Raw genomic sequence first — 26,690 nt, 5'->3', positions numbered from 1 at the left:
AAATATTGAATCATTCTGGTGTATAAGGTTTTTCAAGATTTTAGATCTTCAAATTATCTGCATGTATATTACGAGTTACTTCTTAAGAGTCCTTATCATCTTCTCCCGGTATTCAGTAGGATACATTCCAGTCTTCTTATGGAAAATCCGGCTAAAATAGAGAGGATCTTCATATCCGGTTTCCCATGAAATTTCCTTTATTTGCTGAGGTGGATCATAGGAAAGGAGCCTTTTTGCCGCTTCCATTCGGACTGAGAGAAGATATTTTGTAGGAGAGAGTCCCGTTTCAACTTTAAAAGCTGTATTCAGTATTGCTATAGAAACTCCACTCATATCAGCAAGACTGGATGAATCAATATTATCTTTAAAGTTTTTTTGTATATATTCCTTGATATTCTCAATGGAGAATGGTGATGTTTCGTCGGGAAGAGCCCAGTGTATACGAGTTTTTAATTCTTCAACAATCAGCTCTGGCTGAAAATCAAAACTGGAGAGTTTCCTTATCAGATTTTCAATTATCTGATGGATAATGGATTGAGGGATATTCAAGCGTAGAGAATAATGCTCTGTTAAAATGCGATCCAAAGCTCTTATACCTTCAGAAAGTGATATCAACGGTATTTGTCGATTCATTCCATTTCGAAGAATCTTTTCAAGAATTAGAAAGAAATCTTCTTCTCTATTCGTTTTCAAATGTAGTCGAAGCTCCCATTCTACATCCTGAGAAAACAATGGGCTTGAAGCTTTTCGTGACTGTTTCATGGTCGCATCAAATAGTCCACTTTGAGACCATTTCCCATTCTCCCAAATTTTCTGAGTCATTCGTAAGCAGTCGTTTTCCCAGTTTTCATAAACGGGATTCTCCTGTGATAAAATCAGAAAACCATTTGAGATTCCTGAGTCCTCCAGACTTTGTTGATAAGAAGAACTCCCCGAGAACAGAAACAGCCTGCATCCATCTCCCCTGGCTTCAATTTCAAGGCAATAGGCTGGAGTTAGTTTTCCGGTCTTTTGCCAGAGTTGTATCAGGGATTGTGTGCTCGATGGTTGGTTGAGGTAAAGAGCCAGCTTATATGGTTTTAAGCTGTTCAGTGTTTGAGTGATTCTAGTTGAGGACTGCCTGTCCTTTCCTGAAGAGTTAAATAGTATCCTGCGGAGAAGATTGGTTTTTGTTTCAGTCAGAGAGTTTTCTGCTTTTTTCAAAACTTCTATAACCTTTGATTCCTCTACCGGTTTCAGAAGGTAATCCAGAATTCCCAACTGTAGTCCTTTTCGGGCATATTCAAAATCCTGATAAGCACTGATCAGAATAATTGGGATATCCGGCCTTTCTTTTTTTACAGCTTCTGAGACTGCCAGACCATCACAAAAAGGCATACGTATATCACTGATGATTATATCCGGATGAAGAGATCTAGTAAGCTCCATTGCCTTCCGACCGTTATTCGCAATTCCACAGACCTCGAAAGGAAGATCAAGATTCTCTATCAGCTTAGTTAGGCGTATAAGATGATGCGGCTCATCATCAGCGAGCAAGATCCTGAACAAAGGGACCTCCCAAAGTTATTAAATTATCTCCCATATGGCTCTCCAGTTCGAATATCATATCATCTCCATAGAGCAAGCGCATTCTGGTTATTGTATTCATAAGAGCCAGACCGCCGAGTGAGTGATTTAACGTTCTTTCCTTTATATTTGATAAAGACTCGGTTTTCAACAAAAGAAGTTCTTTTCTTTTTTCCTGTGGAATTCCACTACCGTTATCTTTAAAACTGATGGTCCAAAAAGCATTGTTTCTGATTCCTATACGAATTTTCATACTCCAAGGAGGAGGAACATTCTGATAACCGTGACTGAAGGCATTTTCTGCAATAGGTTGGAGGATTAATTTAGGAACGAGGCAGGTATTCAGTCTATCCTGATCCAGAACTATAGAGAAATCAAAAAGTGGATCATAATGAGACTTCATCAGGGTAAGATAATCATGAAGATGGCTGATCTCCTCTTTTAAAGGGACCGGATTCATATCTGGTCTTCCTAAGTATCGAAGTGAACGGGAAAGCCGTTGACAGACTTCTTCAATCTTACCAGTATCCTCCTCAACAGCTAGATTGCTGATATGAGCCAACATATTATAGAGAAGGTGAGGATTCATCTGGTTCTGAAGAGCCGTCATATGAGCTCTGGCCTCACTCTCTTTACTCTGCAACTGCTCATCCACCGAATCCTGCAGTCGTTGAAACATTGTTTGAAAGCCATTATTAAGCTGTTTGACAATTTGATGGGAATCCTTCTCCTCCAGGGTAATTTTAAGATTCTGAAGATTGACCTGGTAAATAGATTCATGCAGCTCCTTCAAAGGATTTGTTAAAATCCTACTGAGAATTTTAATGATCATAGATCCGAAAATGAGAAGCAGCATGGCTAGGAGGATATAAATAAGTTGTAAATCCCTGACTGGTGTTAGGAAAATTCCCGCATCCTGGTATAGACTTAAAGTCCAACCTGAGTATTCCGAAGATGCGAACATTACATAATATTTGTATCCTGTTTCAGGATCTCGTGTAATTTTAAATCTGTTTTTTATTATTTTTTCATTATATCCAACATCATTGATCCAAGACTGATGAGACTCTGGGAATGTATTATATAGGATATCACCATTTTCATCTTTAAGTACAAAAGCAGCTCCGGGAAGGTTTGATTCAAGTAATTCTGTTATTAAAGAAAATGGCTCCTGAATTTGAATATAGCCAAAGTGAAAATAAAGATCTTTGAATTCTCTGTATACTGAAATAACCGGATCGGAAACACGGTTATACCAGAGATCATCTTCGGGAGCCACAAACAATCGGCCTCCATCTCGGGCATCAATTCGATCTGCTATTGTGTCTATGATTCCCTGATTGTAAAATTCTAATACCATATTCCGGCTGACTGGTTGCCAACCGAAATCGATGTAGTCTCCCTGACGAGTGAATAGTGAGATCCTGAGAGGGATTGCTTCAGGCCCGATCATCTGGCTGAGTACAGACCGAACAATACGGGAATCGTTGTAATCCTGAATAAAATGATTCTGCTGCTTATGCTCTGCGGTCTGTTCCATAATACTTTTCAATTCACTCTGATAGAGGATCTTCAGGGCAATATTATCCATTCTCCATAATTCTTTTTCCAGTGACTCCAAAGTTTGCTCCAGAATATGAGATTGGTTGATTACTAGAAGATCTTTGATTGATCTTTGGAAATATAAATTTGAGAGTAAAGTGTTTGCAGCCAGGAAGATGATAAGTATCAGAGAAAAGGAAATCTGAATTCGTCTTGGGAGCGAGTATTTTATGAGCATAGTGAAAATATATACCACCATCAGATCAGAAGAAAGAGAGAAACTAAAATGTCCATATAATAGTCGAATAAAGTACATGTACTTATGAAGGTATTGAACCAAATAATAAATAATATCTTTGTAAAGAAGAAAAGGAGTTTTTATGAAAAAAATATTTTTCCTAGTGGTCTGTCTTAGTCTCGCATCTCTTATCTGGGCAAATGGAGTTCAGGATAAGAAAGAAGAAAATTTTCAGGATGTCAGTTTATTGACCTCTTCTGCTAAATTCAAGGAAGCTTATCGGGCTATCGCATTGAAAATGGAACAAGAAGAAGGACTTCAAATCGATATACAGGTCATTCCTGATGACCAATATCAAAACCTTATCCAAATAAAACTCACAAGTAATGAAGTCCCTGATGTTCTAATGCAGAATGCTCCTGAGCAATATTTTGCAATGAAAGCAAAAGAAACGATGGTTGACCTTTCAGATCAGCCATGGGTTTCAAAAATGTTAAATCCTGGAATGGTTACCGATAAAGAAGGAAAAGTCTGGGCAATGCCTCAGGAATCCGGTTCATTTTTCGGGGCATGTTATTACAATATGGATCTTTTAGATGAACTCGGTATAGAAGATCCAGCTCCAAAAACCTTTAATGAGTTTGTTGATCTTCTAAAGGAAATCAAAATTGCGGATACGAATGTGGTCCCTCTATACATGAATCATCGAGATTCCTGGACAACTCAGATATTCATGACAGCGGGCTATTCTATAGCACTGGGAGATGATGGACCTACTGTATATGGTGATATCATGGAAAATAAAAGAAAATTTTCTGATGTCCCTGAATTTAAAGCAGTCCTCAAACAGTTTAAAACTTTAATTGATGAAAAACTAGTCAATCAAGATCATCTTTCTGCAGGATATGATGATGGCCTTGCTGCAGTTGCTTCTGGTAAGTCAGCAATGGTTTATAATGGTGAATGGGTCATTTCCGGTCTAGAAGCAGAAGGAGCCAGAATTGGCGCCTTTCCTATCCCATGGACAGATAATGACCTAATGAGTACAGGAGCGTATGTTCAGGGATTTTTCATCCCCAATAAAGCCAATAATATTGAAGGAGCTTTGAAATTCCTTGAACTCTATTCATCTTCTGAATATATGGATATTTATTATGATGAGAATCCAGGATTTCCTGCTTTCAAAAATGTGAATGGGGGAGATGTAAATCCAGAACTTATGGCAATGGTTAATAAATATATGGAGAATAATGCTACGGTTTACCAGATGAATGACTTTATGGCACCTCTTAGCGCTCTTTGGGGAGAACTTTGGGGGGCATATGTGGAGTATGCAGCAGGGAATATGGATGTTGATGAAGTCCTGAAATATTGGGATGACGTCGCAGGCAATCATATGGAAACAACCGGCCAAGCTGGCTGGTAAAGTAAAATATTTCGGAGAACGGATACTCATTTTGGGTGTCCGTTCCGTATTACAGGAAAATTTATGAATAATTACAACAGATACTATCCCATCAGTTTTCTGCTTCCGGCATTAGTTATTTTCGGTTTTTTTTTTATACTCCCGACAGTGATGGGTTTTCTTCTGGCATTTACCCAATACAGTTCGTATCAGCAGACTCTTTCATTTATTGGAATAAAAAATTTTTTGTTTCTTTTTCAACATCCGCAATTTCAAACAGCATTTTGGAATACGATCAAATATGCACTATTTAGTACTCTGTTGAAAACTTTATGTGGATTGATTTTAGCTCTACTGCTTATCGCACCGCTTAGAACCAGTTCAATTTTAAAAACACTATTCTATCTACCGGCCATTCTCAGCCCAATTATTGTGGCAGTAATGTTTCAGACTGTTTTTCGAATGGATGGATTACTCAATGGATTTTTGAATAGCTTTGGACTGAGTTTTCTAGTTCAGGACTGGATGGGACAGAAATCGACAGTTCTAGGGACCGTCATTACAATGGATGTCTGGAAATGGGCTGGATTTAACATGGCAATATTCATTGCAGGCCTGCAATCGATTCCCTCTTCATTTTTCGAAGCAGCATCTATGGATGGAGCCAGTTATTTTCAAAAAATAGTGAATATTACTTTACCATTATTAATGCCTGCAATGAGTATTAATATGACCTCTAACTTCATAGGGGGCTTAAATGTATTCGAACAGGTTCTTGGACTTACAGGAGGAGGACCTGGATATTCTTCACAAGTTATTGGGACATTAGTCTATCAGTCATATAGTCAGGGCTACTATGGCCGGGCATCAGCTATGGGAATGATTCAAATTCTAATAACTCTCGTTCTGGGGACAGCAATGTATTCATATCTCAGCAAGAGAGAGGTGACCTATTGATGATATTAAATAATTCGAAGAAGATGATCCGGTTTATCTTACTCTGGATTCTCTCCTTAATACTTTTGTCACCAATTTTGATGGTTGTTCTGGGGTCATTTAAAACAAAGGGAGATGCTGCTCATTTTGCTCTCTCTTTTCCGGACCCTTGGCAGTTTAAAGCATATATACATGTAATTTCAGAGAGTTCATTCTTACGTTCTTTTTTTAATAGTGTATTTCTAACAACAGTCTCTACCATATTTGTCTTACTGTTTTCAGCACCAGCTGCTTTTGTAATAGCACGTAGAGATTCTAAAGCAATGAAAATAGTTTTTCTTTCATTTATGCTTGGAATCATTGCTCCGCTATCTGTTATTCCAACAGTAGTTCTGATTAGAACTTTTAATCTCTACGGGAGTTACTGGAGCGGAATCTTCTTATATTTAGCTCGTTTTATCCCCTGGAGTCTATTTCTTGTGACCGGTTTTGTCAAAACCATTCCAAGAGAGCTTGATGAAGCAGCCATTCTAGACGGCTGTTCTCCTTTGAGGATGTTCTGGCAGATTATCATGCCTTTATTGCGATCCATTCTTCTGACAAGTGTTGTTTTTATAGCCATGAATGTCTGGAATGATTTTCAGATTCCTATTTACTTTTTCAGCTCTTCTGATAAATGGACAATGCCTCTGCTGGTATTCAATTTCTTCGGACAATACATGAGGCAGTGGAATCTTGTATTTGCCTGTCTTATTTTGACAGCATTGCCAATTTCAATTTTATACTTATTTGTACAAAAATATATAATCGCAGGAATGACACAAGGTGCAGTGAAAGGATGATCAATTATGAATGATAAACAAAGAAGAATTAGAAAATTCTCAGATCTTGGATTTGGATTGGTTCTACACTGGGGGCTATATTCCTTGTACGAGAGAGGAGAGTGGGTACAGTATGCGCACAACCTCGATATAGCAAGTTATAAAAAGAGAATAAGCGATTTTAATGCAGCTGGTTTTGATCCTCAGAGTATTGCTTCTCTGGCTCGCAAAAACGGAGCTGGATTTATCATACTGACAACAAGACATCATGATGGTTTTTCATTATATGATACTAATGGATTAAATGATTTTGATGCTCCCCATTCTTCTGCTAATAGAGACTTGATAAAGGAGTTTGTTTCAGCTTGCAATGATGAAGGCATCCTTCCAATATTATATCACACAACACTCGATTGGCAGTGGAATGGCAAGACTACTATGGAACTGGATAATACGGAATTTGATAACTATCTTGATTACCTTTACGAATCAGTTGAAATCCTTTGTTCTAATTATGGACAAGTTGGAGGCTTTATATTTGATGGTAACTGGAGCCGTCCTGATATGGATTGTAAGTATGATCGTTTATATGGAATGATTCGAAAACATCAACCAGATGCAATTATCATGGATAACACTGGTTTGGAACGTCCTGGAGTTAGGGATCATCATGAAATTGATGCTGTGACATTTGAACAACATGCTATATGTGAAGAAAATATTACGTACGGAGATAATATTGCGGCCCTTCGGTGGTTAACATTTAATGATCATTGGAGTTGGAGCTGTAGAGATTTCAATTTCAAAAGCGGTAAGGAAATCATTGAAGGTCTGGTGCAAAGCCGTCGTTTTGGAGCTGTTTATACTTTGAATATGGGACCGCTTGCTGATGGTAGCCTGGAAGAGATGGATTTGGCCTTAATAAATAAAATCGGTAGATGGATGGAAATTTATGGGGATGCTATTCGAAAAGGACGCCCTATGAATTATTCTTGTTCTGGAAAAGATTTCCTGTTAGAGGATGCAAATGCATGTCGGGGATATTACTTTTGTCATGAATTAGGAATAGCTGGACTTGATAATGTTACTCGTAATAAGAAAGATATTTCTGTACGCAAAATTTTTAAATGGGATAGACCTGTCCATTCTCTTCATTGGATGGATAATAATGAAAAGCTTAAATGGGAGGATGAGGAAGATTGTCTTGCTATAAACTGTACAGGTTTTCCATATGGGGAAAATCATGTTGTGAGGGTTGCAATTATTGAATGGTATTTATTGTAAATGTTATTACCCTTTCTGAAGTTGTCTTGTGTACTTATTCATAATACATCTCCTTTGATTGGTATAGAATTACAATAATGCAGCATTAAAAAACTTAAGATCTGAAGGATAAAGGGCACTACTGTAGGTGGATTAGTACAAGATGTCTTCTGTAAAGTAGATTGTGCAATTAAGTAATTTAAGTTTTATATATTTTGTAAAGATCTTCAGGAATTTGATGGTTCTAATTATTTCCAGGAAACCCCTATTCTGAGGTTAATGAAGTTATTAGCTGGCTCTGTGATAGTCGTGATTTTAATAACAAAATTAGAAACGGCACTTATAAGAGCCGAGCCTGTAAATAAATTTGATGAAATTACAAAAAATCGTTTTAGAGCTAATGTATTTTCACTTAGGTCTTCCCCGGCCAAGAGACGGCCGGGGATATTTGCGCTGCTAATTTATTCTTTTTGCAATATAGGCTATATGGTTATTGATTCTGGCGAAGTAGGAAATCAGATCCAGGTGTACTGATGAAGTAGCGATGGATTCAACCTGTCCCTTATAGAGACGTTCAATATGATATCGCTTGTACTTTTCCTCTTCCTTCTTCTTATACGAGTTCAGAATACCCTTTGAAATATCAGTATCATCATCCTTAAGGGCATCAACCAGGTTTTCAAAGTTTTTATTCACCTTGAAAATGAAATGTTCCAGTTCATGAAATCCCTCTTCTGAAAAGATCAGGTTCTGATCAATTTTCTTTGTGGCCAGGCTCATGATATTTTTATCTATAACATCTCCGATGGACTCAAGTTCATTCTGTATATACATATAGTTCATGCAGCGCTCTGATTCTTCTGCACTCATCTCTTCCTGGGACACTCTTGCCAGAAATGGAATGATAATTTTATGCAGAGTATCAACTTTGCAGTCCAGTTCGTTAACTCTTTCAAATACTGTGGGGTCTTTGCTTCTGAATGCTGTTTTCATCTCCAGTATCATGCGATGGATATAATCAGTCTCTCTGATAATCTCTTTTTTTGTCATCATCAGGGAAATTTCAACACCCTGTTCAATAAGTTTTTTCTTGATGTATTTGGCTCCAAAGGGTTCGGGAGCTTCTCTCTCGGGAAATATCTTATTAAACAGACGGAGAATCAGCTTCAGGTTGGGGAATACTATAAGGTGATTGATTATAGGCATAAAAGTGAAACCCATGGCAATCTGACGTGCCAGGCTCTCTGTATGAAGAACATTGGATGTAAACCATTTAACCCACCAGATATAGAATCGCTCTCCCTGAAAGGGGATACATAAAAGAATAAAGACCCAGAGCGCTCCGATCACCTGAAACAAAATATGTATATAGGCAGACCTTTTTGCCTCCCAGTTGAGGGTTATACTACCCAGTACTGCGGTGATACAGGTACCTACAGCCGCTCCCAGGTTTATTGGGATAGCCTGTTCAAGAGATATTGTTCCGGAAAGGGCCATGGCAATTGTAATACTGGTTGTTGCTCCTGAGGACTGAATAATCATTGTGAAGACCATTCCCAGGAGAATCCCCAGTATGGGAGTCTCAATATTTTTCATCAGATTGATAAAAGGTTCATATGTCCTGAGAGGCTTGAGGGAGGAAGACATCATATCCATTCCCATAAATAACAGTCCGAAGGTAAAAATCGTCATTGCAATATGACGGTTTTTTTTACTTTTTACCGTTATATTCATCATAAAACCGGCAAAGACAATCAGTGTGGAGAATTTAGTAATAGAGGGAAAAGCAATCAGCTGAGGCAGAAAGGTGGAACCAAGCTCTGCACCCAGTGTTACAGCCAGACTCTGCTGAAATGTCATCAGCCCGGCACCCACAAGGGCGGCTTCCAGGACTGTGGTAGCTGAGGAGGACTGATTCACAATGGTAATACCCAATCCGGTCATATATCCCCGGGCCGGTCCCTTTGTCAGCCTCAACATGATGGATTTCATTTTGCTGCCTGCTATGGATGTCAGATGTTTGTTCATCTCCATCATCCCGTACAGAAAGATCGCTAAACCGCCGACAAGCGAAAATAAATTCCAAACACTCATTCACCAACTCCTCAAAAAAAAAATTAAATAATATAAAAAATGCCGGCTTTTACCGGCATTTTTTTTTGTTCTGTATGGATTATTTTTTAAATCCTATCTCTTCCATCCGTTTGTAAACATCTTTTTCTGTTTTACTGAAAGGTCCAGGTGATTCCATTTTAATAGAACAAAGAGCTGCTGCATAATATACCGCCTCACGGGGATCAGCATCCAGGCGTTTAGCCATGTATGCAGCGAAGGTTGTATCACCGCGTCCTGTTCTTCCGGAGAGGTTTGCAGGATTGTAGGGAGCTCTATAGAATTCACCGTCCACAAGGACAAGCACTTCATTGTTATGAGTTACCATCACCTCACGGGCTCCCAGAGCGGCCAGTTTCTTAGCTGCTTCTTCCCTGTCTTTGAGGCCTGTCATAATTTCAGCCTCTGCAGCATCTGTTTTCATATAGCTTATCAGGGGCATCAGCTTTTCAGCCTGATCCCAGTTTCGGAAATTGAGTTCTCCCTCTTCATTGCAGCGCAGCAGTCCCTGAGCATCCACAGCAACATCGCCTTTTTCTGCAAAATAGGGGATGAAGTCATCGGGTATTTCATTTTTGAACAGGCCCGCCAGGTGGAATATCCGGCTTTCTGTTGATGGAAAGTCTTTTACTTCGAAAAAATCGGCCTGTGAGAGGAGGGTAACCTGCCGACGTTCTTTGTCTGCTGTAAAATATATATTTTCTATACTTGTTGTGGCCTTTGAATCCATCCTTGTGACATCTACTTTCTGATCCCGCATGATGTTAAGGGCCTGATCATCTTCGGCAGCAGCTTTTGTAATTACTCTGATTTTTTTGCCGGTACGGGCAGCTGCTATTGAAGAATAAATTACAGGTCCCCCTGTAAAACGATTTTCGTCTTCTTTATAGATCATTATATCCTTGGATATATGCCCAACCATTGTTATATCATATTTCATTCTAAACTCCAGTAAATCTTATTCTATTCTGAGCAGGGTCACATACCCTGTTTGTAACTTTTATATAATACAGTATATCGCTCACACGTGTGCGTAACAACATAAACCCTTTCCGAGGAATTGTAAAGAAAAATATCAGACTCTGTTTATTATCTGATTTTTTCCTCAAACTCCTGCTGGATCATATGAAAAAGATCTATACGGTTTGTCGTTATTGAATAGACACCGAGAGAGATGAAATGTCTGAGCTTTTCTTCGTCATCCACAGTCCATATCATCAGTGGAAGACTGCGGGTTCGTGCATAATTTACAAGCTCATTTTTGCAATATTGATGATTGATATTCAGCCCGCAGCAACCCCATTCAGAGGCATTATATACATTTCTAACCACGGCATCACTGTACTGACTCCCATCACAGTTCAGCTCGTCATCCTCCACATTCAGAAGAACTCTGGCTTCGGGCAGATTTTTTCTGATATGGAGAATTTCTTTTTTACCACAGCCGGAAAAAAGTATATCCCTTGCCATATCTTGCTCTTTGATCACCCTGATCACTGCGTCTGCTGCATTGCTCTCTTTTAAATCGAGATTCATAAAAAGTTTATGTTTTTTGCAGAATATCATTGCCTCAGAGAGGGTCAGTAAGTCCTGAGAAAGAACTTTTAGCTCTCTCAGGCTGTTTTCAGCAATGACTAAACTCTGTGCAGTATCCTTTACATCCGGGTCATGGTGCAGGACCACTATGCCGTCAGAAGTACAGCGGACATCTACTTCAACCACGTCGGGTTTCATTTCTGCTGCAAGATCAAGGTATTCCTGGCTGTTTGGTGTTTTATCGAGAGCGCCGCTATGGAGGGTCACTATTGTATGTATCATTTTAAACTTACCGAAAATCCCTGTGTATAGTACTTATAGACATAGCTTGAGAAGAACAGGACGGGAAGTGTTGTAAGAAGACCGATTCCCATCAGTTCTCCCCAGAGAGTTTCGTATTCTCCGATGAAATTCACAATTACAAGAGGGAGAGTCTGCAGTGAAGGAGTTCGGATAAAAAGCAGAGCAAAGAGAAACTCGTCCCATGCTGCAATAACACTGAAAATAGACGTGGCGATAATACCAGTTCTGGCCAGAGGAAGTACAATCTGTCCAAGGATATACAGACGACTTGCTCCGTCTATCATGGCAGCCTCTTCAAAAGTCATTGGCAGTGCCTTCAGGAAACCGAAAATCATCCAGATACAGTAGGGCAGGGTATATACCTGATACACCAGAATCAGACCCAGACGGCTGTTTAGCAGACCCATCTTTATGAATACAGAATAGAGGGGAATAGCCAGTACTACAGGAGGCAGTATCTTTACCACTAGGACCCATACAAGAAATATGGAATTTCCTTTATAGGGGAAATTGTGTCTTACCAGAGCATAAGATGCCAGTGTAGAGAGGGTCAGAGAAAGAAGAGTAGCCGTCACGGCAACCAGAAGACTGTTAAACATATATTTAAAGAATCCAGATTTCACGATGCTTATATAATTATCAATCGTGGGTGCCTGGGGCAGGAGTGTAGGCCTGGCAGATATAACTTCAACAGGGTTTTTGAAAGAAGTAACTGCAATCCAATAGATAGGAAACAGAGTTACTACGGTTATTATAATAAGGAGAACCCAGAAAAGAGGGTGTCTCTTTGTACTTGTAATACTCATACGAATCAGTCCTTTTTCAGTATTTTACGGATATAAATTAATGAGATACCCGCTACGACGAGAAGTACGTATATGGATGCCGTTGAGGCTTTGCCCAGGTTAAAATATGAGAAGCCTTCCCGGTATATATAGTAGGAGAGGGTTTCAGTCGAGTTTCCAGGTCCACCCTGGGTGAGGGCATATACTTTGCCGAACAATTTAAAAGTATCAATTGTCCTGAGCATAATCAGGAGCATGATCTGATCAGATAAAATAGGAAGAGTTATGGTAAAAACAGTTTTAGCATAGCTTGCACCATCTATCTGAGCGGCTTCGAATATTTCTTCGGGAATGGAACCCATGGCAGCCTGCATCATGATGAAGGCAAAAGGAGTCCACTGCCAGATATCTACAATAACAATAGAGAAAAGGGCTTTACTCTGATCTATAAGCCAGCCGACACCCTGGCCACCGGATTCTCTGATCAGAAAGTTGATAAGACCTATGTCATAGTGGTATAGAGTTTTCCATACCGCACAGATAACCATGGATGAAATCATCATAGGGAAAATAGTGATGATCATAAAGGTTTTCTTTCCACGGAAATGGCCGTAGAACAGTAATGCCAGGGCAATACCTAGAATTACTTCACCAGCTGTTGCTAATGCTGAAAATACAAGAGTATTTCTAAAGGCTTCACGAAAAAGGCTTTCCTGCATGAGGGATATATAATTACCCAGACCTACGAATGCCTTATCATCACTGAGATAGTTGTATTTAAAGAATGAGAGTGAAAAAACATTTATTACCGGGTAAACAGTCAGCCAGAGCATGACGAGAAAAGCCGGCAGTAAAATGAAATAGAAAAACCCGGATTTTTGATATTTATTTTGAGTCATAAGGAATACTCCAGAAAAAAAATACGGAGGAGATAGACTCCTCCGTGTATAAAACAATTATTTAAGAACTTCCATTATGCCTTTTTCAGCAGAAGCAAGTGCCTCTTCGGCAGTCATTTCTCCAATCAGAGCAAACTGAAGAGCTGTTCCCAGCTGGGCTTCAATCTCTTTCCATTTTGTTGTTCTTGTACGGGCAACACCGTTATTAAGAGCGTCCAGCTGTGCAGGATACCAGGGGTATTTGATAGCCAGTTCAGAGCTTTCATAAACCTTGGCTCTGGTAGGAGGATTACCGAATTCCATGGCCATGTCATTCTGAACTTCTTCACTGGTTGCATACTGGATGAAATCCAGAGCAGCTTCTTTATTTTTAGATGCTTCGGGAATGGCGATCATCCATACACCGATCATAGGGGAAGATTTCTCAACCTGACCGGGGTGCTTGATGACTTTCACTTTCCCTACTACAGATGACTCATTAGGATCTTCAAGTTTGTTGATCCAACCGGGCCATACTTCTGTTACAGTGGCAGCTTTACCGGAGTAGATGGCGTCTTTTACCTGTGCTGACTGATACATTGCAACACCTTTGGGTGCATAGCTGGCCAGTTCAAGGAAAAAGTCCAGAGCATTCAGTGCTGCAGGAGAATTAACAGTTACATTACCGTTGTCATCAAGAATCGTAGCCCCGAAGGACCAGAAGATGGGGAGAAAACCGGTTACAATGGGATTTCCCTTGCTTCCACGGAATACAACACCATCTATATCTGCTTCATTCTTATCAATGATCTTAACGGCTTCGAGTACATCGTCCCAGGTTTCGGGCTCTCCCTGACCATATTTTTCATAGAGGTCTGTTCTGTAGGCAAACAGTTCAACGTTTCCTGCAAAAGGAAGAGCAAACATAGGGCTGTTGTCATTATAGGGATACTTTCCCAGTTTAAGAGCAGAACCGATAAAACCGGAATCAGCTTTTGCACCAAGATCGTTTAAGTTACTGAGCCAGCCGACTTTCTGAAACTGAGTGATATTGGGATCATCAATCAGAATTACATCGTAGGTTCCCATACCGCTTTTCATATCAATTACTGATTTTTCAAAAAGGCTGCTTCCGGACAGTTTGAGAATCTCAAAATCTGTATTAGGATTTGCTGCTTTGTAGCTGTCTGCTGCCAACTGCATGGAATCACCGTAGGAACCATCTCTACCAGCGATTGTCAAAGTTACTTTCTTTTCTCCGTCTTCCTGCTGTCCAGCCGCAAATGCTGAGAGAGCTGTCAGAGTCATTAAACAAACAATTAATATTTTCTTCATATGTATCTCCTGTGAAAAATAGTAAATCCAATTGGTATAAACAGACAATGTTTTTTTTTACTTCACTTATTTTACAAGGATGACTTAATATGTAAAAATTGCTTATTAAGCAAAAAACAGTTACGAGGTAGCAATAATGAGTGGTAAACACAGAATAAAGAGGCATGATCTTGTTAATACCTTGTTTTTCCTGTTTTCTCAGGAGTATGACTCCCGGAGTGATGAATCCATTCTGGATATCCGCATACCAGTTGAGCAGGTTCTGGAATATCTGCAGGATCGATTCTCTGTATCCTATACCGGAAATCAATGGGTTTTTACTCAGATCCGTAATTATGAAGAGGAGATCGGCTACCGCCTGTTTCAAAAATGTAAGGATGAGGATAACAACTATTCTCTGATGCTCTATTCAAAGATGGAGGCCTTTGAGCAGAAGAGGCACCTCTACGTTTCTCAGAAAATAAAGGTAAGTAACGGACTCTTTGATATGGTGAGTAATGCAGGAAGCAGTATACCGGGACAGAGAGCAAAAATTCTGCTGGGAGCCGGAAGTACTGTTTATCATTTTGCCCGTGTTCTGGTGGAAAAAGAGGCTGAAATTTCCTTTCCACTGGATATCTACTCACATAACATGAGTGTTATCAATTGTTTTCTGGCAGCCCATGTCAACCATAAACATCTGAAGGTACATCTCCCCGGAGGAGACTTAAATGCAGTTACAAATTCAATTATCAGCACCGAAGCTTCTGATTATATTGGAATAAACTTTGATTATATCGTACAGGGCACTTCCTATATTGTGAATGGATCTGCCTATGTTGAAATCCAGTCAGAAAGTGAAATGAAAAAAAAGATAATGAAGGAGTGCAGGGGAGAGAAGATCCTGATTCTGACAGGTCATGAAGTTCGCCCCACATTGACCGTAGATACGGAAGCATTCGGACATCTTTCAGATTTCGACTATCTGATCATTCCTCATAACAATAATAAGGTTTTAAAGAATCTTGACCAGATGCTCATTGATTTTGAAGATATACTGACTCCGGAAATCCTGAACTGGAACTATAGAATATACCGGATCAGTGCCGGGGACTGAGCTTTTCCTGTTTAATCCATTGACAAAGAGATCAGTGTGTATATTCTGTAAGACATGCCGGATACCTCTTAAATGAGAGACAGGCTGAGTTCTGACGAGGGGTGATCAGCAGCAGTGGCTGTAACAATTAAAGATATTGCAAAACTAGCCGGTGTTACTCATTCCACAGTTTCCAGATGTCTGAATGACAAGCCTGGTGTCTCTGACAGCATGCGGGTGCAGATCAAGAAAATTGCGGATGATCTGGGTTTCGAATTTAATGCAAACGCCCGAGGACTGAACACCAGTCGGACGGGAACAATCGGTATTATTCTTAATGAAGATACTGTAGACGGTAAGCTTCATTTTTTTACAAACTCATTTCTCAGCCAGATACGAAGTATTCTTGAAAAGGAAGATCTGGATATTCTGACTTCATTCAGTCAGAACAGTTTTTCTCATAAAAACAATATTATGAAACTGGTGAACCGTAAAAAAGTTGATGGTCTTATCCTGCTCAGTTCCTCAATCAGTCCTGAATCCATAAGCTTTCTGAATGATGCAAAAATCCCTTTTGTATTTTCACATCAGATTCCAGATCCCGTCTTCGGCAAAACTAATGCGGTGTACTGTGATCATTATAAAGGAGCTGTCCTGGCTACTCAGCATCTGATTGACAGGGGCAGGAGAAATATTCTTTGTGTGAAAAGAGAAAATGACAGAGAAGAATTTCGAATGAGAACTGACGGTTATTGTCAGACTCTTATCAAAAATGGCCTGGAAAATGATCCTGATTATGTTATCCCGGGAGGCTATTCTCTCAATAGTGGACGTAGCACCATGGAGAGGATAGAACCATTTCTAGGTAAAATTGACGGAATATTTGCTCATACTGACCTTCTGGCTCTGGGAGTCATGAAAGAACTCAAAAAAAGAGGTATTCGTATCCCTGAGGATATTTCTCTGGTAGGATATGACAATATTGAACTCTGCACTTATGTGGAGCCTAATCTCACATCCATTAACCAACCTTCTGAGAAAATTTCCGAAAATACCTGCAAAAATCTTATTTCTCAACTGTCTGGATCATTCAGTTCTGAAGTCAATATAATTACACCAAATCTGATCATTCGTGAGTCCTCCTGAATAAATAAAACTTTCCCTTTACAAATGAATAAACCTGTCCTACTATTTACGCACACGTGTGAGAAAATCTTTTTGATATTACTCACACGTGTGCGTAATATCAAAGGAGTTATAATGAGGAATAAATTTATTACTACTGTTGCAGTCGCACTGGGCGTTGCATTTCTTATGACAGGCTGTACAAAGAAGGCTGACCAATCAGCTGAAGGTGCCGCTGTTGAACAGTCTAAAGAGCTGACTATGTACTGTGCTCTCCCTGAAACCGAAATTCCCAGTTATCTGGAAGCTTTTAAGAAGGATACAGGCATCACTGTTAATTTTGTACGCCTGTCTGCCGGAGAAATTCTCTCAAAGATCCAGGTAGAGAAGAACAATCCCCAGGCCAGTATCTGGTATGGAGGCAATTGTGACTCATTTATTGCAGCTGCTAACAAAGATCTTCTGGAACCCTACCGTTCTCCTGAACTGGCTAATATTCCTGAAAACTATCAGGATCCAATAGGGAACTGGTCTCCTGTCTATGTGGGTGCACTTGCATTTGCTGTAGATAAAGACTGGTTTGCTACAAAAGGACTGGAATATCCTCATTCCTGGGCAGATCTGCTGAAACCTGAGTTTGAAGGTCAGATCTCTATGGCTCATCCCGGTTCATCTGGTACAGCCTATACGATCCTTGCAACAATGGTGCAGATGCTAGGAGAAGAAGAGGCAATGACCTATATGGGTGAGTTGAACAAGAATATCCGTCAGTATACCAAATCCGGTTCTGCTCCTCCCAAGAATGTAGGACTCGGCGAAGCTGCCATCGGTCTTGCTTTCTCTCATGACTGTCTGAAGCCTGCTGTACAGGGATACCCTGTAGAAGTATCTTTTGCCGATGACGGTACAGGATATGAGATCGGTGCCATCGCACTCATCAAGAATGGACCCGAAGAAGAAGTAGAAAGTGCAAAGAAGTTTATTGACTGGGTATTGAGTAAAAAAGGACAGGATGTATATTCCACCAATAGTTCTTTTCGTCTACCTGTTAATTCAAATGCAGTTGTTCCCGAAGGTGCTATCAATATCAGCGATCTTCCTGTAATCGACTACGATTTTCTTTGGGCCGGTGAAAACAGAACCCGTCTTATTGAGAAATTCACAGAAGTTATCGCAGCTAAAGAAAATTTAAAATAACCTCTCCTCCGGAGCGGTCTGCAGCCAGGCTTGTGATAATCCCTTTTGCAGGTCGCTCCACATTTTTATTTCAGGAAATATCATGAACAATCGTACAAAAGACTTTCTATGGAAGCTGAAGATGCTGAGACAGGAACCCGTTCTTGTCCTGCTGATATTCATTTTACTTGCAGCTTTATCCATTTTTGTTATTTTTCCCCTAGTGATGATCATCCGATACAGCATTACAACGGAAGATGGTACTTACACCATTCAGACTATCATTGATGTAATTAAGAACGCTTCATACAGGCTGACCTTTATGAACAGTGTGAAACTGGGAGTTATAGCTGCTGGTATTGCCACAGTTATTGGATATATATTTGCATTTACAATTACCCGGACAGAAGTCCCTTGTAAGGGGTTTTTGAAGACCATGGCGACTCTGCCGATAATCTCTCCACCCTTTGTATTGTCCCTGTCAATTATTTTTCTTTTTGGAAGAAAAGGGCTGATTACAAACGGGATTCTGGGTATAACAGATTTTAATGTATACGGAATGCACAGTCTTATTCTGGTTCAGTCCCTCTCGTTTTTCCCAATAGCCTATCTGACTCTGTCTGGAATACTTGAAGCTATTGATTCATCCGTAGAAGATGCGGCCCTTAACCTGGGAGCTTCACGGTGGAAAATTTTCTGGACTGTCACGTTTCCACTCTCTCTTCCCGGTATATTCAGTGCCCTGCTTCTGGTTTTTATTCAGTCTCTTCAGGACTTCAGTAATCCCGCAGTAATCGGGGGTGGGTATCCAACCCTGGGAGTTGAAGCCTATAGAGTTATCACCGGGATGTATGATCTGAGAACAGGAGCCATATTATCAATAATGCTTCTTCTACCCAGTCTTGCAGCTTTTCTTTTACAGAAATACTGGGTCAGCGGAAAAGGTTTCGTAACGGTTACAGGAAAACCGTCGCAGAATCGTACAAAGATCGATCAGAAACATATTGTTATTCCTCTATTCACAGTCTGTCTTATGCTCTGTGCCGTTATTATTCTATTTTACGGTACAGTAATAGTCGGAGCATTTGTGAAAGTATGGGGTATTGATTACAGTTTCACTTTTGATCATTTCCGCTATGTACTTTCCGTCGGATTAAAACCCCTGAAGAATGCCATTCTTCTTGCTCTGGCAGCTACACCCATTGCCGGACTCACTGGTATGGCAATTGCCTTTCTTACTGTACGTAAGAAGTTTATAGGAAAGGGATATATGAGTCTTTCCGCTATGTTGACCTTTGCACTGCCCGGCAGTGTTGTGGGTATCAGTTATATTCTGGCATTCAATGACAAACCCTTTCTTCTGACAGGTACCGCATTTATTCTGATCTGTGTATTTGTCTTCAGGAATCTGCCGGTTGGAATAGAAGGAGCCAAGTCGGCTCTGATGCAGATTGATCCATCCCTTGAAGAAGCATCAATCAATATGGGAGCAAACAGCTTTCAGACCTTCTTTCATGTCACTCTTCCACTGATTAAAGGAGCATTTTTCTCCGGTCTGGTTTATTCCTTTGTAAAATCCATGACAGCTGTAAGTGCCATAATTTTTATTGTATCAGCAAGATGGAATGTTGTGACAACCAGGATATTCTCTTTGTTTGAGGTAAGTCAGTACAGTGATGCCGCTGCATATATTGTCATTATGATTCTAGTTATCATGGCTGCCATTTATGTCCTGAACTTTCTTGTTAACTTGATCAATTCTCCACAAAAAACCGCTAAAAAAACTGTTAAAGGGTAATCAGTATGAGTAATAAAATGAGTATAGAAGAACAGATTAAAGCAAACAGCAGCAGTCTTGTTCTGAAAAATATAACAAAGACATTTCCAAGCCTGGATGGTGCAGGAGAATTCACAGCCGTTGATTCTATCGATCTCCATATCAAATCTGGTGAACTGACTACACTTCTAGGCCCATCGGGCTGTGGTAAGACTACAACACTGCGGATGGTGGCCGGTTTTGAAAGCATCACATCCGGCTCTCTGCTGCTGGGTGAGGATTCCATCGAGAACGTACCTCCCAATAAAAGAGATATGGCCATGATGTTTCAGAGTTATGCACTTTTTCCTCACATGACTGTGTATAATAATATCCGTTACGGACTGAAAATTCAGAAACTGCCGGCACAAGAGATTAAAGACCGTACTGAGCAGATTATTGATCTGATGCAGATACGAGGTCTTGAGCACCGCTTACCCTCAAATATTTCCGGTGGACAGCAGCAGCGTGTGGCCCTGGCCAGAGCCGTTGTTATCGAACCCAAGGTGCTTCTATTTGACGAGCCACTTTCTAATCTTGATGCAAAATTGAGAGAGTATATGAGAGATGAGCTTCGTTCTCTGCAGAAGAGACTGGGAATCACAAGTCTGTATGTAACCCATGATCAGTCTGAGGCCATGGCAATTTCCGATAAAGTCGTACTCATGAATAAAGGTAAAATAATGCAGATCGGTTCACCTCAAGAGCTTTATAATGAACCGGCTTCTCTCTTTGTTGCAGATTTTATCGGTAAATCAAATTTCCTTAACTGCCAGTCAGAGGGGATGTCCCAGGGATCGGCTATTGTAGAAATTCTTGGTAAAAAACTTTACCTGCCTGTCCCCGGCAATGCCTATAAGGGTGAAAAGGGTAATATGACAGTTGTTGTACGACCTGAATCCATAAAGGTCGGTCCTTTTGGTAAGGGTCTGTATGATGCAAAAGTCAGCAAGGCAGTATTCTTTGGAAACTATGTTGAGTATGAAGTCATGGTAGGGGAACAGAAACTCAGAATCGAAGCCCCCCGTCCTCAGGAGCAGGTACCCTTTCAGGTAGATGAAATGGTGGGAATCTCCTTTGATCTGAACAGTGTGCGTCTTATTCATGAACTTCCGGAGGATATGGATTGAGAAATCTGATTAAGCTGGCAGTCAGTGATGTAGACGGTACACTTGTTAATAAGGATAAGAGAGTTACTCCTCTGACCAGAGAGGCAATTAAAACCTTTCAGGAGAGTGGCGGCTCCTTTACCCTTGCCACCGGCCGGATAGAGAGGTCAGCCATCCCATTCTGCCGGGATCTCGATATCAGGGTTCCTGTAATCCTTTATAATGGAGCCCGGATAGTTGATCCCCTGACAGAAGAGGTTCTCTGGGAAAAATCCCTGCATAAGGACGATCTTGACAGGGCTCTGGAGCTGAGAAGTAAATACTCCTTTGATTATCTCATATATTCAGATGGGGAGGCCTTTGTATTTAAAAGGAGTGATGCCGTCAAACTTTTTGAGAAGGGAGATGGTTACAAGTGCACTCTTATCACAGACCCCCTGATGTTCAGTGAAAGGGAAGTAACAAAAATCCTGATGATTGGGGATAACCAGTATTTTTCAGGGTTCAGTGACGATTTCTACGGAACCCGGAAGAACCCGGCTCCCCTTGTTCAGTCTGAATCCAACTATCTGGAAATCCTACCCGCAGGGGTTAATAAGGGGACGGCTCTGGATAAACTTCAGGAAATCCTCGGTCTTAAAAAAGAAAATATTGTCTGCTTCGGAGACAATATGAATGATATTGAAATGCTGCAGAATGCGGGCACCGGCATCGCCATGGGAAATGCCCTGTCTCTAGTAAAGGAAGCAGCAGATATTGTCACTTCTGATCATAATAATGATGGTGTAGGTCGTATTTTAAATAGTTTGCATCTTTAATCTTCAATTGCGATATTGGCGGCTCTGCTTATGCAGAGTCGTCAATGCCACAGCTTATTTGACTTCAATGTAAATCAATAATACTCATCGCAGCGGTCACCCATGCCTCTGGCCTGGGGTTTTAAACCTGCAACAGCCATATGAGAAACATCGGCAATATGCAGAGCTCTTGGAACTGCCCATTTCTCAGACCGCTGGTCAAAATAGATATCAGTTAAAGAACAGGGCCAGCAGTAGAGACCTGAAAAAACCAGAGGTAGAGGAATCTCCAAGAGGTGGGCAATCATAAAAAGGATTGATCCGTTGTGACAAAATATTGCTATTCTGTCGTCACTGGTTTTATCAACCCTGTAGCGTCCACCTTCCCTGTGATAACCGTAGCCCGCCAGAAAATCATCAAACTTTTCACGGAACTCAAGCCAGTTTTCATAGAGAGCTCCCTCATCGAAGGGGGCATTTCTATGCCAGTCAGTATGCCCTGGAAGCTCTGAGTGTTTTCTTATGGTTTCCCCGTAGGTGTCCCATATTACATAATCAAAACCGTCCTGATGGATTCGGATCTGTTCGGGTACCATCCCTCAGGTTTGTTAAAAATTCTCTTGACAACTTATTAAACTAGATTTAATATCTACTTAATTAAGCAAGGAAAAACCATTGAAAGCTATCGGAATTGATATCGGAGGAACCAAAATTGCTGCAGGTCTGGTCACAGACAAGGGGCAGCTTCTTGATTCTACGGTTCTGGACATAAAGGATATACACTCACCCATCGAACTAATGACTGTTCTTGATCCTGTTCTCAAACGTTTGATTGAGGTCGGGGGAACAAATATTTCAGATATTGCTGGAATTGGAATCGGATCTCCCGGTCCTCTTGATGTCAAAAAAGGGATTTTAAATAATCACTACACCCTGAATCAGGGACTGTACGGCATGAATATTGTTGATGATTTCCAGGAAAAATATGGAGTTCCTGTTCTTCTTGATCACGATGTCAATACAGCCTTATGGGCTCATCACTGCTTTTCAGACCTTCAAGGCAAAGACTCTCTTATGCTTACTTTCGGAACAGGAATCGGTGGGGCCGTTTACAAACAGGGCTCCTTTATACGCGGTGCCGGAGGATGTGCTCCCGAACTTGGACACATTCTGATCAATGATGAGGATAGTGACTGCTACTGTGGGATGTCCGGATGTTTTGAAGCCATGGCCTCAGGATCTGCACTCACAAAGGAAGCTCTGAAACATTATAAGAAAATAAGCCAGTTTTATCAGGCTTATGAAGACAGAGACCCGAAAGCAGTCGAAATCACTAAACACTTTGTAAATAATATAGAGCGTGGATTGACCTCCCTGATCCGTTCCTTTGAGCCGGAGCTTGTAATCCTTGGCGGGGGAATGATGGAAGGATTTTATCCGTTGTTTATTGAAAATCTGAGTAATGATTTTTATAAAAATGCCTTTGTAGAAGGTGAATTTGAGATGATACATTCCAGCTTCGGCAACCATGCAGGACTTATGGGAGCTGCCGGACTTATATTAAGGGGAGATACAAATTGGAAGGGCTGATAAAAGAGATAAAGATGGGGGGGCTGCGCCTCCTTGTTGTAAAGGATTATGAGAGTCTGAGTATGCATGCAGCTCAGTATCTGTATGATCAGACAGTAAAGAAAGCTGATTCACATATCAGCATTGCCACAGGGAATACACCCGAAGGCGCCTATGCCCGCTGGATCTCCATGATAAAGGAAAATAAAATATCTACAGACAGCCTCAGAATTCATAAACTGGACGAATGGGACGCTGTGTCGGGAGATGATCCTGCCAGTTGTGAGTATTTTCTACAAAATCAGATTATCAGGCCTCTGGAAATTTCTGCAGACCGCTACAACGGCGTATCCTGCGATGCTGTTGATCCAGAAGCAGAATGCGGCCGTATGGCTGCATTTATGGAGAATAATCCTCTGGATCTCTCCATTCTGGGAGTCGGTGTAGAAGGGCACCTGGGACTGAATGAATCATCGGATAAACTACATTACGGAACCCACTATATCGAACTGGCCTCTTCATCAAAGGGTCATGGAATGCTGGATGCCACAGATGTAAGTGTAGATCACGGTATGACCTCGGGTATTGGTGAAATTATGGCTGCAGAGAGGATTCTTTTCCTGCTGAGCGGCAGTAAAAAGAGCGGTGTATTCAATTCATTTATGAAAAGACAGATCTCTACAGATCTTCCGGCTTCAGTTCTCTGGCTTCACCATGATGTGACCTGCATCTGTGATCAGGAAGCTGCAGCCCTATGGATGGAAGACCATAAATGAAAAAAATGATCGGTACACAGACTGACCTGAAACATAGTAATTACAGCCGTGTTCTTTCTCTGATAAAGAAAGAAGGGCTTATCAGTAAATCTGATATTTCCAAACAGCTTAATTTGAGTATTGTTACCGTCACAAAAGTCTGCGACAACCTGATCAGTAGAGGATTCTGTCATTACAGTGCACTTATGTCTTCAACAGGTGGAAGGCGTCCCATGGGTGTAGAGTTCAACCCGGAGTCCCGGCATATTGCAGTTGTAGATATGAGCAATGAGGGCTGTCTTTATATAGCACTGGCCGATCTGGACTGGAAGGTCGTGGCTGATATATCAACATCAATTAAAGAAGACCACATTCAATCTATTCTGGATACAATTGAAATCCAGCTTACAAAACTCTGTAGTGATTCAGCTTTAAAATTGAATGAACTTCTGGGCTGTGTTGTCTCCATTCCAGGTGTTGAAAATAAAAGAACAGGTGAAATCGACACCTGCAATATTGAATCTCTACTAAGAGTCTCCCTTTCCGGCCGTCTGAATAAAATACTGGACATTCCTGTAATGGTGGAGAATGACGCAGACCTGGCAGCCATGGGTTTTTACAATATCAGCAGAATAAAAAATCTGATGTATCTGCATTTTACAGAAGGTATCGGTCTGGGAATGGTCGTTAACGGAAGGCTGCATACGGGAGCCATGGGTTTTGCCGGAGAGCTGGCATCTTTTAAGGCTTCCGATTTTGACGGAGAATTCAATGTTCTTGAAGATTATGCCTCAGAACAGGGCTTTTTAAATTACTACAGAACAAAATGCAATGACCAGAAGGCATCTGATTTGAATAACAGTCAGCTTCTGGACTGCTTTATTAAATCCCTGGAAAAAGGATCTTCAAAGGAACAGGAAATGATTGATGTTGTATGCAGGCAGTTGGGAAACCTCCTTGCTCTGCTGATCGATCTTTTCAATCCTGAACAGGTCATTCTGGGTGGAGCTGAGAAAAGGTTTATTGATCTTTTCCTTACCGGCATATCCAGACATGTAAGAGAACATTCCACTCTCAGTCGTTTTTCGGATATTGAGATTCTGTACAGAGAAGGAGGAACCCTTCTGATCGTGGAGGGTGGTGCCTCAATGTACTTTGAGTCCTGGTTAAATAAATTGGAGTTTTAATAATTTTTGGCCCTTGGGCCTTAACAGGGTTATCGCCAAAACTGAAAATCAGCTTTGGTAGTATATAGGAGGATTTATGAAACGAGTTTTATTGGGTTTATTGATGATGGCAGTTCTGACAAGCGGACTGTTCGCAAAAGGTGCTCAGGAAGAGGAGAGCGGAGTAATCACCCTCACAATTATGGCTCCCTGGGCTGATGGAGAGTTAGCGGGCTTTAAACCGGTAATGGAAGCCTATGAAGCGGAAAATCCCGGAATCAAGCTTGAATATGTATCCGGTAAACCGGAAGACACAGCAACAGTTCTCGGATCTCAGTTTTCAGTAGGTAAAACCCCGGCAGATGTTATCGATACATCTTTCTCATGGTATATCAGAGAGCAGGGTGCTGCCGGTCATCTTCTTGATTTTACAGATGATTTTGCATCAGATGATTTTATGGCCGGAGCTATGGATATGGTTTCTGTTGATGGAAGAGCTTATGGTGCCCCCAGTGTGGGTGGTGTAACCATCGCGGAATACAGAAAGTCCTTCTTTAAAGATAATGGACTTAAAGATCCTACAACTCTTGGAAGCTATGATGATTTTCTGGATCTGATCAAAGAGATTCAGGAAATTGAAGGTGTTGAGGGAGCCATCGGTTCCGGTGGTGGTGTAGGCTGGACTTTTACAAGTGTTGCAGAGACTCTGATCTTAACATTCGGCGGTGTAGATATGCATCGCGGTCTTACAGCGGGAGAACTGTCATGGACAGATCCTTCAGTTAAAATGATTTTCATGGACTATCTTCTGCCTCTTATTCAAGAGGGATACTATGGTGAACCCGATGAGTTTGATGCAGTCATCAAGGCAATGTGGGATGGAATTCATGGTGTGTATATCGGTGACAGTACTGACAATATGATGCTTGATCCTGCACTGGATCGTGGTGTTTTTCTTTATCCCGGTCAGAAAGGTGTTGTTCTTTGGAATGACTTCTGGTTTGCTCCCAAATATACAGAACATGAAGTGGAAACACGCAAACTTCTCAAGTTCCTTGCAACCCGTGGACAGGAAATTCAGATTTCCAATGGTGGACGTATGGGAACCTATACCAAAATCCCAATGGAAAGCTATCCTCAGTCTGAACGTGAAGTCTTTGAAGTAATCAAAGGTGTTGCCGTTGTTCCTGATATGGATGATACCATCGGTGGTAAATTTCAGGCTACATTCTGGGGTCAGATGGGACTCGTATGGTCAAGACCCGATGAGGCTACTCTGGATTCTGTATTAGAGACTCTTCAATCTGCTTCTGAAGAAACACTTTCTAAATAAGAAGATTCTTATAAATAATTAAATGTCTCCGGGATATTAATCCCGGAGG

Annotated in this window: 23 protein-coding genes; 14 read left to right on the top strand and 9 right to left on the bottom strand. The window is 40.9% G+C overall.

The features are described 5' to 3' along the window. Positions 1 to 75: 75 nt before the first annotated feature. Positions 76 to 1,548 (bottom strand): response regulator, encoded by a 1,473-nt coding sequence (locus tag DV872_RS12945; protein WP_114630366.1) that lies wholly within the window; start codon positions 1,546 to 1,548, stop codon positions 76 to 78. Next, positions 1,526 to 3,187: a sensor histidine kinase gene (locus tag DV872_RS12940; RefSeq protein ID WP_158546961.1), complete on the bottom strand. Its 1,662-nt coding sequence runs from the start codon at positions 3,185 to 3,187 to the stop codon at positions 1,526 to 1,528. Before DV872_RS12940 ends, DV872_RS12945 begins: the two co-directional genes overlap by 23 nt. Positions 3,188 to 3,488: 301 nt before the next feature. Here DV872_RS12940 and DV872_RS12935 point away from each other — a divergent pair, with 301 nt between their 5' ends. The 4 genes from DV872_RS12935 to DV872_RS12920 all read left to right on the top strand — a co-directional run bounded on the left by DV872_RS12935 (position 3,489) and on the right by DV872_RS12920 (position 7,792). Then, complete coding sequence (locus DV872_RS12935) at positions 3,489 to 4,772, top strand: ABC transporter substrate-binding protein (protein WP_114630364.1); 1,284 nt, start codon at positions 3,489 to 3,491, stop codon at positions 4,770 to 4,772. A 63-nt stretch (positions 4,773 to 4,835) separates the two neighbouring features. Next, positions 4,836 to 5,708 (top strand): carbohydrate ABC transporter permease, encoded by an 873-nt coding sequence (locus DV872_RS12930; RefSeq protein ID WP_114630363.1) that lies wholly within the window; start codon positions 4,836 to 4,838, stop codon positions 5,706 to 5,708. Further along, the gene (locus DV872_RS26570; RefSeq protein WP_114630362.1) at positions 5,708 to 6,529 is read left to right on the top strand and encodes a carbohydrate ABC transporter permease; all 822 of its coding nucleotides are present in this window, start codon (positions 5,708 to 5,710) and stop codon (positions 6,527 to 6,529) included. Before DV872_RS12930 ends, DV872_RS26570 begins: the two co-directional genes overlap by 1 nt. Positions 6,530 to 6,535: 6 nt before the next feature. Beyond that, positions 6,536 to 7,792 carry an alpha-L-fucosidase gene (locus DV872_RS12920; protein ID WP_114630361.1) on the top strand — a complete coding sequence of 419 codons (1,257 nt, stop codon included), beginning with the start codon at positions 6,536 to 6,538 and terminating at the stop codon, positions 7,790 to 7,792. Between the two features lie 435 nt (positions 7,793 to 8,227). On the opposite strand, the gene DV872_RS12915 is transcribed toward DV872_RS12920, so the two are convergent. The 6 genes from DV872_RS12915 to DV872_RS12890 all read right to left on the bottom strand — a co-directional run bounded on the left by DV872_RS12915 (position 8,228) and on the right by DV872_RS12890 (position 14,720). After that, a complete protein-coding gene (locus DV872_RS12915; RefSeq protein WP_114630360.1) occupies positions 8,228 to 9,865 on the bottom strand; it encodes a Na/Pi cotransporter family protein in 1,638 nt (545 codons plus the stop codon). 79 nt (positions 9,866 to 9,944) lie between these two features. Then, positions 9,945 to 10,823: a PfkB family carbohydrate kinase gene (locus tag DV872_RS12910; protein ID WP_114630359.1), complete on the bottom strand. Its 879-nt coding sequence runs from the start codon at positions 10,821 to 10,823 to the stop codon at positions 9,945 to 9,947. Positions 10,824 to 10,972: 149 nt separating this feature from the next. Beyond that, positions 10,973 to 11,701 carry a glycerophosphodiester phosphodiesterase gene (locus DV872_RS12905; protein ID WP_114630358.1) on the bottom strand — a complete coding sequence of 243 codons (729 nt, stop codon included), beginning with the start codon at positions 11,699 to 11,701 and terminating at the stop codon, positions 10,973 to 10,975. Further along, positions 11,698 to 12,528 (bottom strand): carbohydrate ABC transporter permease, encoded by an 831-nt coding sequence (locus DV872_RS12900; RefSeq protein ID WP_114630357.1) that lies wholly within the window; start codon positions 12,526 to 12,528, stop codon positions 11,698 to 11,700. The genes DV872_RS12905 and DV872_RS12900 overlap by 4 nt, the downstream gene beginning before the upstream one ends. Positions 12,529 to 12,533: 5 nt before the next feature. Continuing rightward, positions 12,534 to 13,406, bottom strand: coding sequence for a carbohydrate ABC transporter permease (locus DV872_RS12895; protein ID WP_114630356.1), 873 nt, complete (start codon positions 13,404 to 13,406; stop codon positions 12,534 to 12,536). Positions 13,407 to 13,463: 57 nt separating this feature from the next. Next, on the bottom strand, positions 13,464 to 14,720 hold the full coding sequence (locus tag DV872_RS12890) for an extracellular solute-binding protein (RefSeq protein WP_114630355.1): 1,257 nt from the start codon (positions 14,718 to 14,720) through the stop codon (positions 13,464 to 13,466). A 136-nt stretch (positions 14,721 to 14,856) separates the two neighbouring features. On the opposite strand from DV872_RS12890, the gene DV872_RS12885 reads away from it, so the two are divergent. From DV872_RS12885 to DV872_RS12860, 6 genes are all read left to right on the top strand, one after another. Beyond that, the gene (locus DV872_RS12885) at positions 14,857 to 15,816 is read left to right on the top strand and encodes a DeoR family transcriptional regulator (protein WP_114630354.1); all 960 of its coding nucleotides are present in this window, start codon (positions 14,857 to 14,859) and stop codon (positions 15,814 to 15,816) included. Between the two features lie 114 nt (positions 15,817 to 15,930). Next, a complete protein-coding gene (locus DV872_RS12880; RefSeq protein ID WP_114630353.1) occupies positions 15,931 to 16,941 on the top strand; it encodes a LacI family DNA-binding transcriptional regulator in 1,011 nt (336 codons plus the stop codon). A gap of 114 nt (positions 16,942 to 17,055) precedes the next feature. Then, entirely contained in the window at positions 17,056 to 18,117 is a 1,062-nt protein-coding gene (locus DV872_RS12875) for an ABC transporter substrate-binding protein (protein ID WP_114630352.1), read from the top strand. 82 nt (positions 18,118 to 18,199) lie between these two features. Then, the gene (locus DV872_RS12870; protein ID WP_114630351.1) at positions 18,200 to 19,894 is read left to right on the top strand and encodes an iron ABC transporter permease; all 1,695 of its coding nucleotides are present in this window, start codon (positions 18,200 to 18,202) and stop codon (positions 19,892 to 19,894) included. Positions 19,895 to 19,899: 5 nt separating this feature from the next. Beyond that, positions 19,900 to 21,042, top strand: coding sequence for an ABC transporter ATP-binding protein (locus DV872_RS12865; RefSeq protein ID WP_114630350.1), 1,143 nt, complete (start codon positions 19,900 to 19,902; stop codon positions 21,040 to 21,042). Further along, positions 21,039 to 21,839 (top strand): Cof-type HAD-IIB family hydrolase, encoded by an 801-nt coding sequence (locus DV872_RS12860; protein WP_114630349.1) that lies wholly within the window; start codon positions 21,039 to 21,041, stop codon positions 21,837 to 21,839. Before DV872_RS12865 ends, DV872_RS12860 begins: the two co-directional genes overlap by 4 nt. A 74-nt stretch (positions 21,840 to 21,913) precedes the next feature. Here DV872_RS12860 and DV872_RS12855 read toward each other — a convergent pair whose 3' ends face one another. Beyond that, positions 21,914 to 22,414 (bottom strand): hypothetical protein, encoded by a 501-nt coding sequence (locus DV872_RS12855; protein WP_114630348.1) that lies wholly within the window; start codon positions 22,412 to 22,414, stop codon positions 21,914 to 21,916. A gap of 79 nt (positions 22,415 to 22,493) precedes the next feature. On the opposite strand from DV872_RS12855, the gene DV872_RS12850 reads away from it, so the two are divergent. From DV872_RS12850 to DV872_RS12835, 4 genes are all read left to right on the top strand, one after another. Further along, positions 22,494 to 23,408 (top strand): ROK family protein, encoded by a 915-nt coding sequence (locus tag DV872_RS12850; protein WP_114630347.1) that lies wholly within the window; start codon positions 22,494 to 22,496, stop codon positions 23,406 to 23,408. Next, positions 23,396 to 24,163 carry a 6-phosphogluconolactonase gene (locus DV872_RS12845; RefSeq protein WP_114630346.1) on the top strand — a complete coding sequence of 256 codons (768 nt, stop codon included), beginning with the start codon at positions 23,396 to 23,398 and terminating at the stop codon, positions 24,161 to 24,163. Before DV872_RS12850 ends, DV872_RS12845 begins: the two co-directional genes overlap by 13 nt. Beyond that, positions 24,160 to 25,329: an ROK family protein gene (locus DV872_RS12840; protein ID WP_114630345.1), complete on the top strand. Its 1,170-nt coding sequence runs from the start codon at positions 24,160 to 24,162 to the stop codon at positions 25,327 to 25,329. The genes DV872_RS12845 and DV872_RS12840 overlap by 4 nt, the downstream gene beginning before the upstream one ends. 76 nt (positions 25,330 to 25,405) lie before the next feature. Next, positions 25,406 to 26,641 (top strand): ABC transporter substrate-binding protein, encoded by a 1,236-nt coding sequence (locus tag DV872_RS12835; RefSeq protein WP_114630344.1) that lies wholly within the window; start codon positions 25,406 to 25,408, stop codon positions 26,639 to 26,641. Positions 26,642 to 26,690: the final 49 nt, after the last annotated feature.

This window comes from Oceanispirochaeta sp. M1, assembly GCF_003346715.1.
In the GTDB taxonomy this organism is placed as follows: domain Bacteria; phylum Spirochaetota; class Spirochaetia; order DSM-2461; family DSM-2461; genus Oceanispirochaeta.
This window is presented reverse-complemented; position numbering and strand designations above follow the sequence as displayed.

Excerpts from the sequence above, each read along its gene's own strand:
- DV872_RS12935 (WP_114630364.1), top strand. The coding sequence starts at position 3,489 with ATGAAAAAAATATTTTTCCTAGTGGTCTGTCTTAGTCTCGCATCTCTT.
- DV872_RS12930 (WP_114630363.1), top strand. The coding sequence starts at position 4,836 with ATGAATAATTACAACAGATACTATCCCATCAGTTTTCTGCTTCCGGCA.
- DV872_RS26570 (WP_114630362.1), top strand. The coding sequence starts at position 5,708 with ATGATATTAAATAATTCGAAGAAGATGATCCGGTTTATCTTACTCTGG.
- DV872_RS12920 (WP_114630361.1), top strand. The coding sequence starts at position 6,536 with ATGAATGATAAACAAAGAAGAATTAGAAAATTCTCAGATCTTGGATTT.
- DV872_RS12915 (WP_114630360.1), bottom strand. The coding sequence starts at position 9,865 with ATGAGTGTTTGGAATTTATTTTCGCTTGTCGGCGGTTTAGCGATCTTT.
- DV872_RS12910 (WP_114630359.1), bottom strand. The coding sequence starts at position 10,823 with ATGAAATATGATATAACAATGGTTGGGCATATATCCAAGGATATAATG.
- DV872_RS12905 (WP_114630358.1), bottom strand. The coding sequence starts at position 11,701 with ATGATACATACAATAGTGACCCTCCATAGCGGCGCTCTCGATAAAACA.
- DV872_RS12900 (WP_114630357.1), bottom strand. The coding sequence starts at position 12,528 with ATGAGTATTACAAGTACAAAGAGACACCCTCTTTTCTGGGTTCTCCTT.
- DV872_RS12895 (WP_114630356.1), bottom strand. The coding sequence starts at position 13,406 with ATGACTCAAAATAAATATCAAAAATCCGGGTTTTTCTATTTCATTTTA.
- DV872_RS12890 (WP_114630355.1), bottom strand. The coding sequence starts at position 14,720 with ATGAAGAAAATATTAATTGTTTGTTTAATGACTCTGACAGCTCTCTCA.
- DV872_RS12885 (WP_114630354.1), top strand. The coding sequence starts at position 14,857 with ATGAGTGGTAAACACAGAATAAAGAGGCATGATCTTGTTAATACCTTG.
- DV872_RS12875 (WP_114630352.1), top strand. The coding sequence starts at position 17,056 with ATGAGGAATAAATTTATTACTACTGTTGCAGTCGCACTGGGCGTTGCA.
- DV872_RS12870 (WP_114630351.1), top strand. The coding sequence starts at position 18,200 with ATGAACAATCGTACAAAAGACTTTCTATGGAAGCTGAAGATGCTGAGA.
- DV872_RS12865 (WP_114630350.1), top strand. The coding sequence starts at position 19,900 with ATGAGTAATAAAATGAGTATAGAAGAACAGATTAAAGCAAACAGCAGC.
- DV872_RS12855 (WP_114630348.1), bottom strand. The coding sequence starts at position 22,414 with ATGGTACCCGAACAGATCCGAATCCATCAGGACGGTTTTGATTATGTA.
- DV872_RS12840 (WP_114630345.1), top strand. The coding sequence starts at position 24,160 with ATGAAAAAAATGATCGGTACACAGACTGACCTGAAACATAGTAATTAC.
- DV872_RS12835 (WP_114630344.1), top strand. The coding sequence starts at position 25,406 with ATGAAACGAGTTTTATTGGGTTTATTGATGATGGCAGTTCTGACAAGC.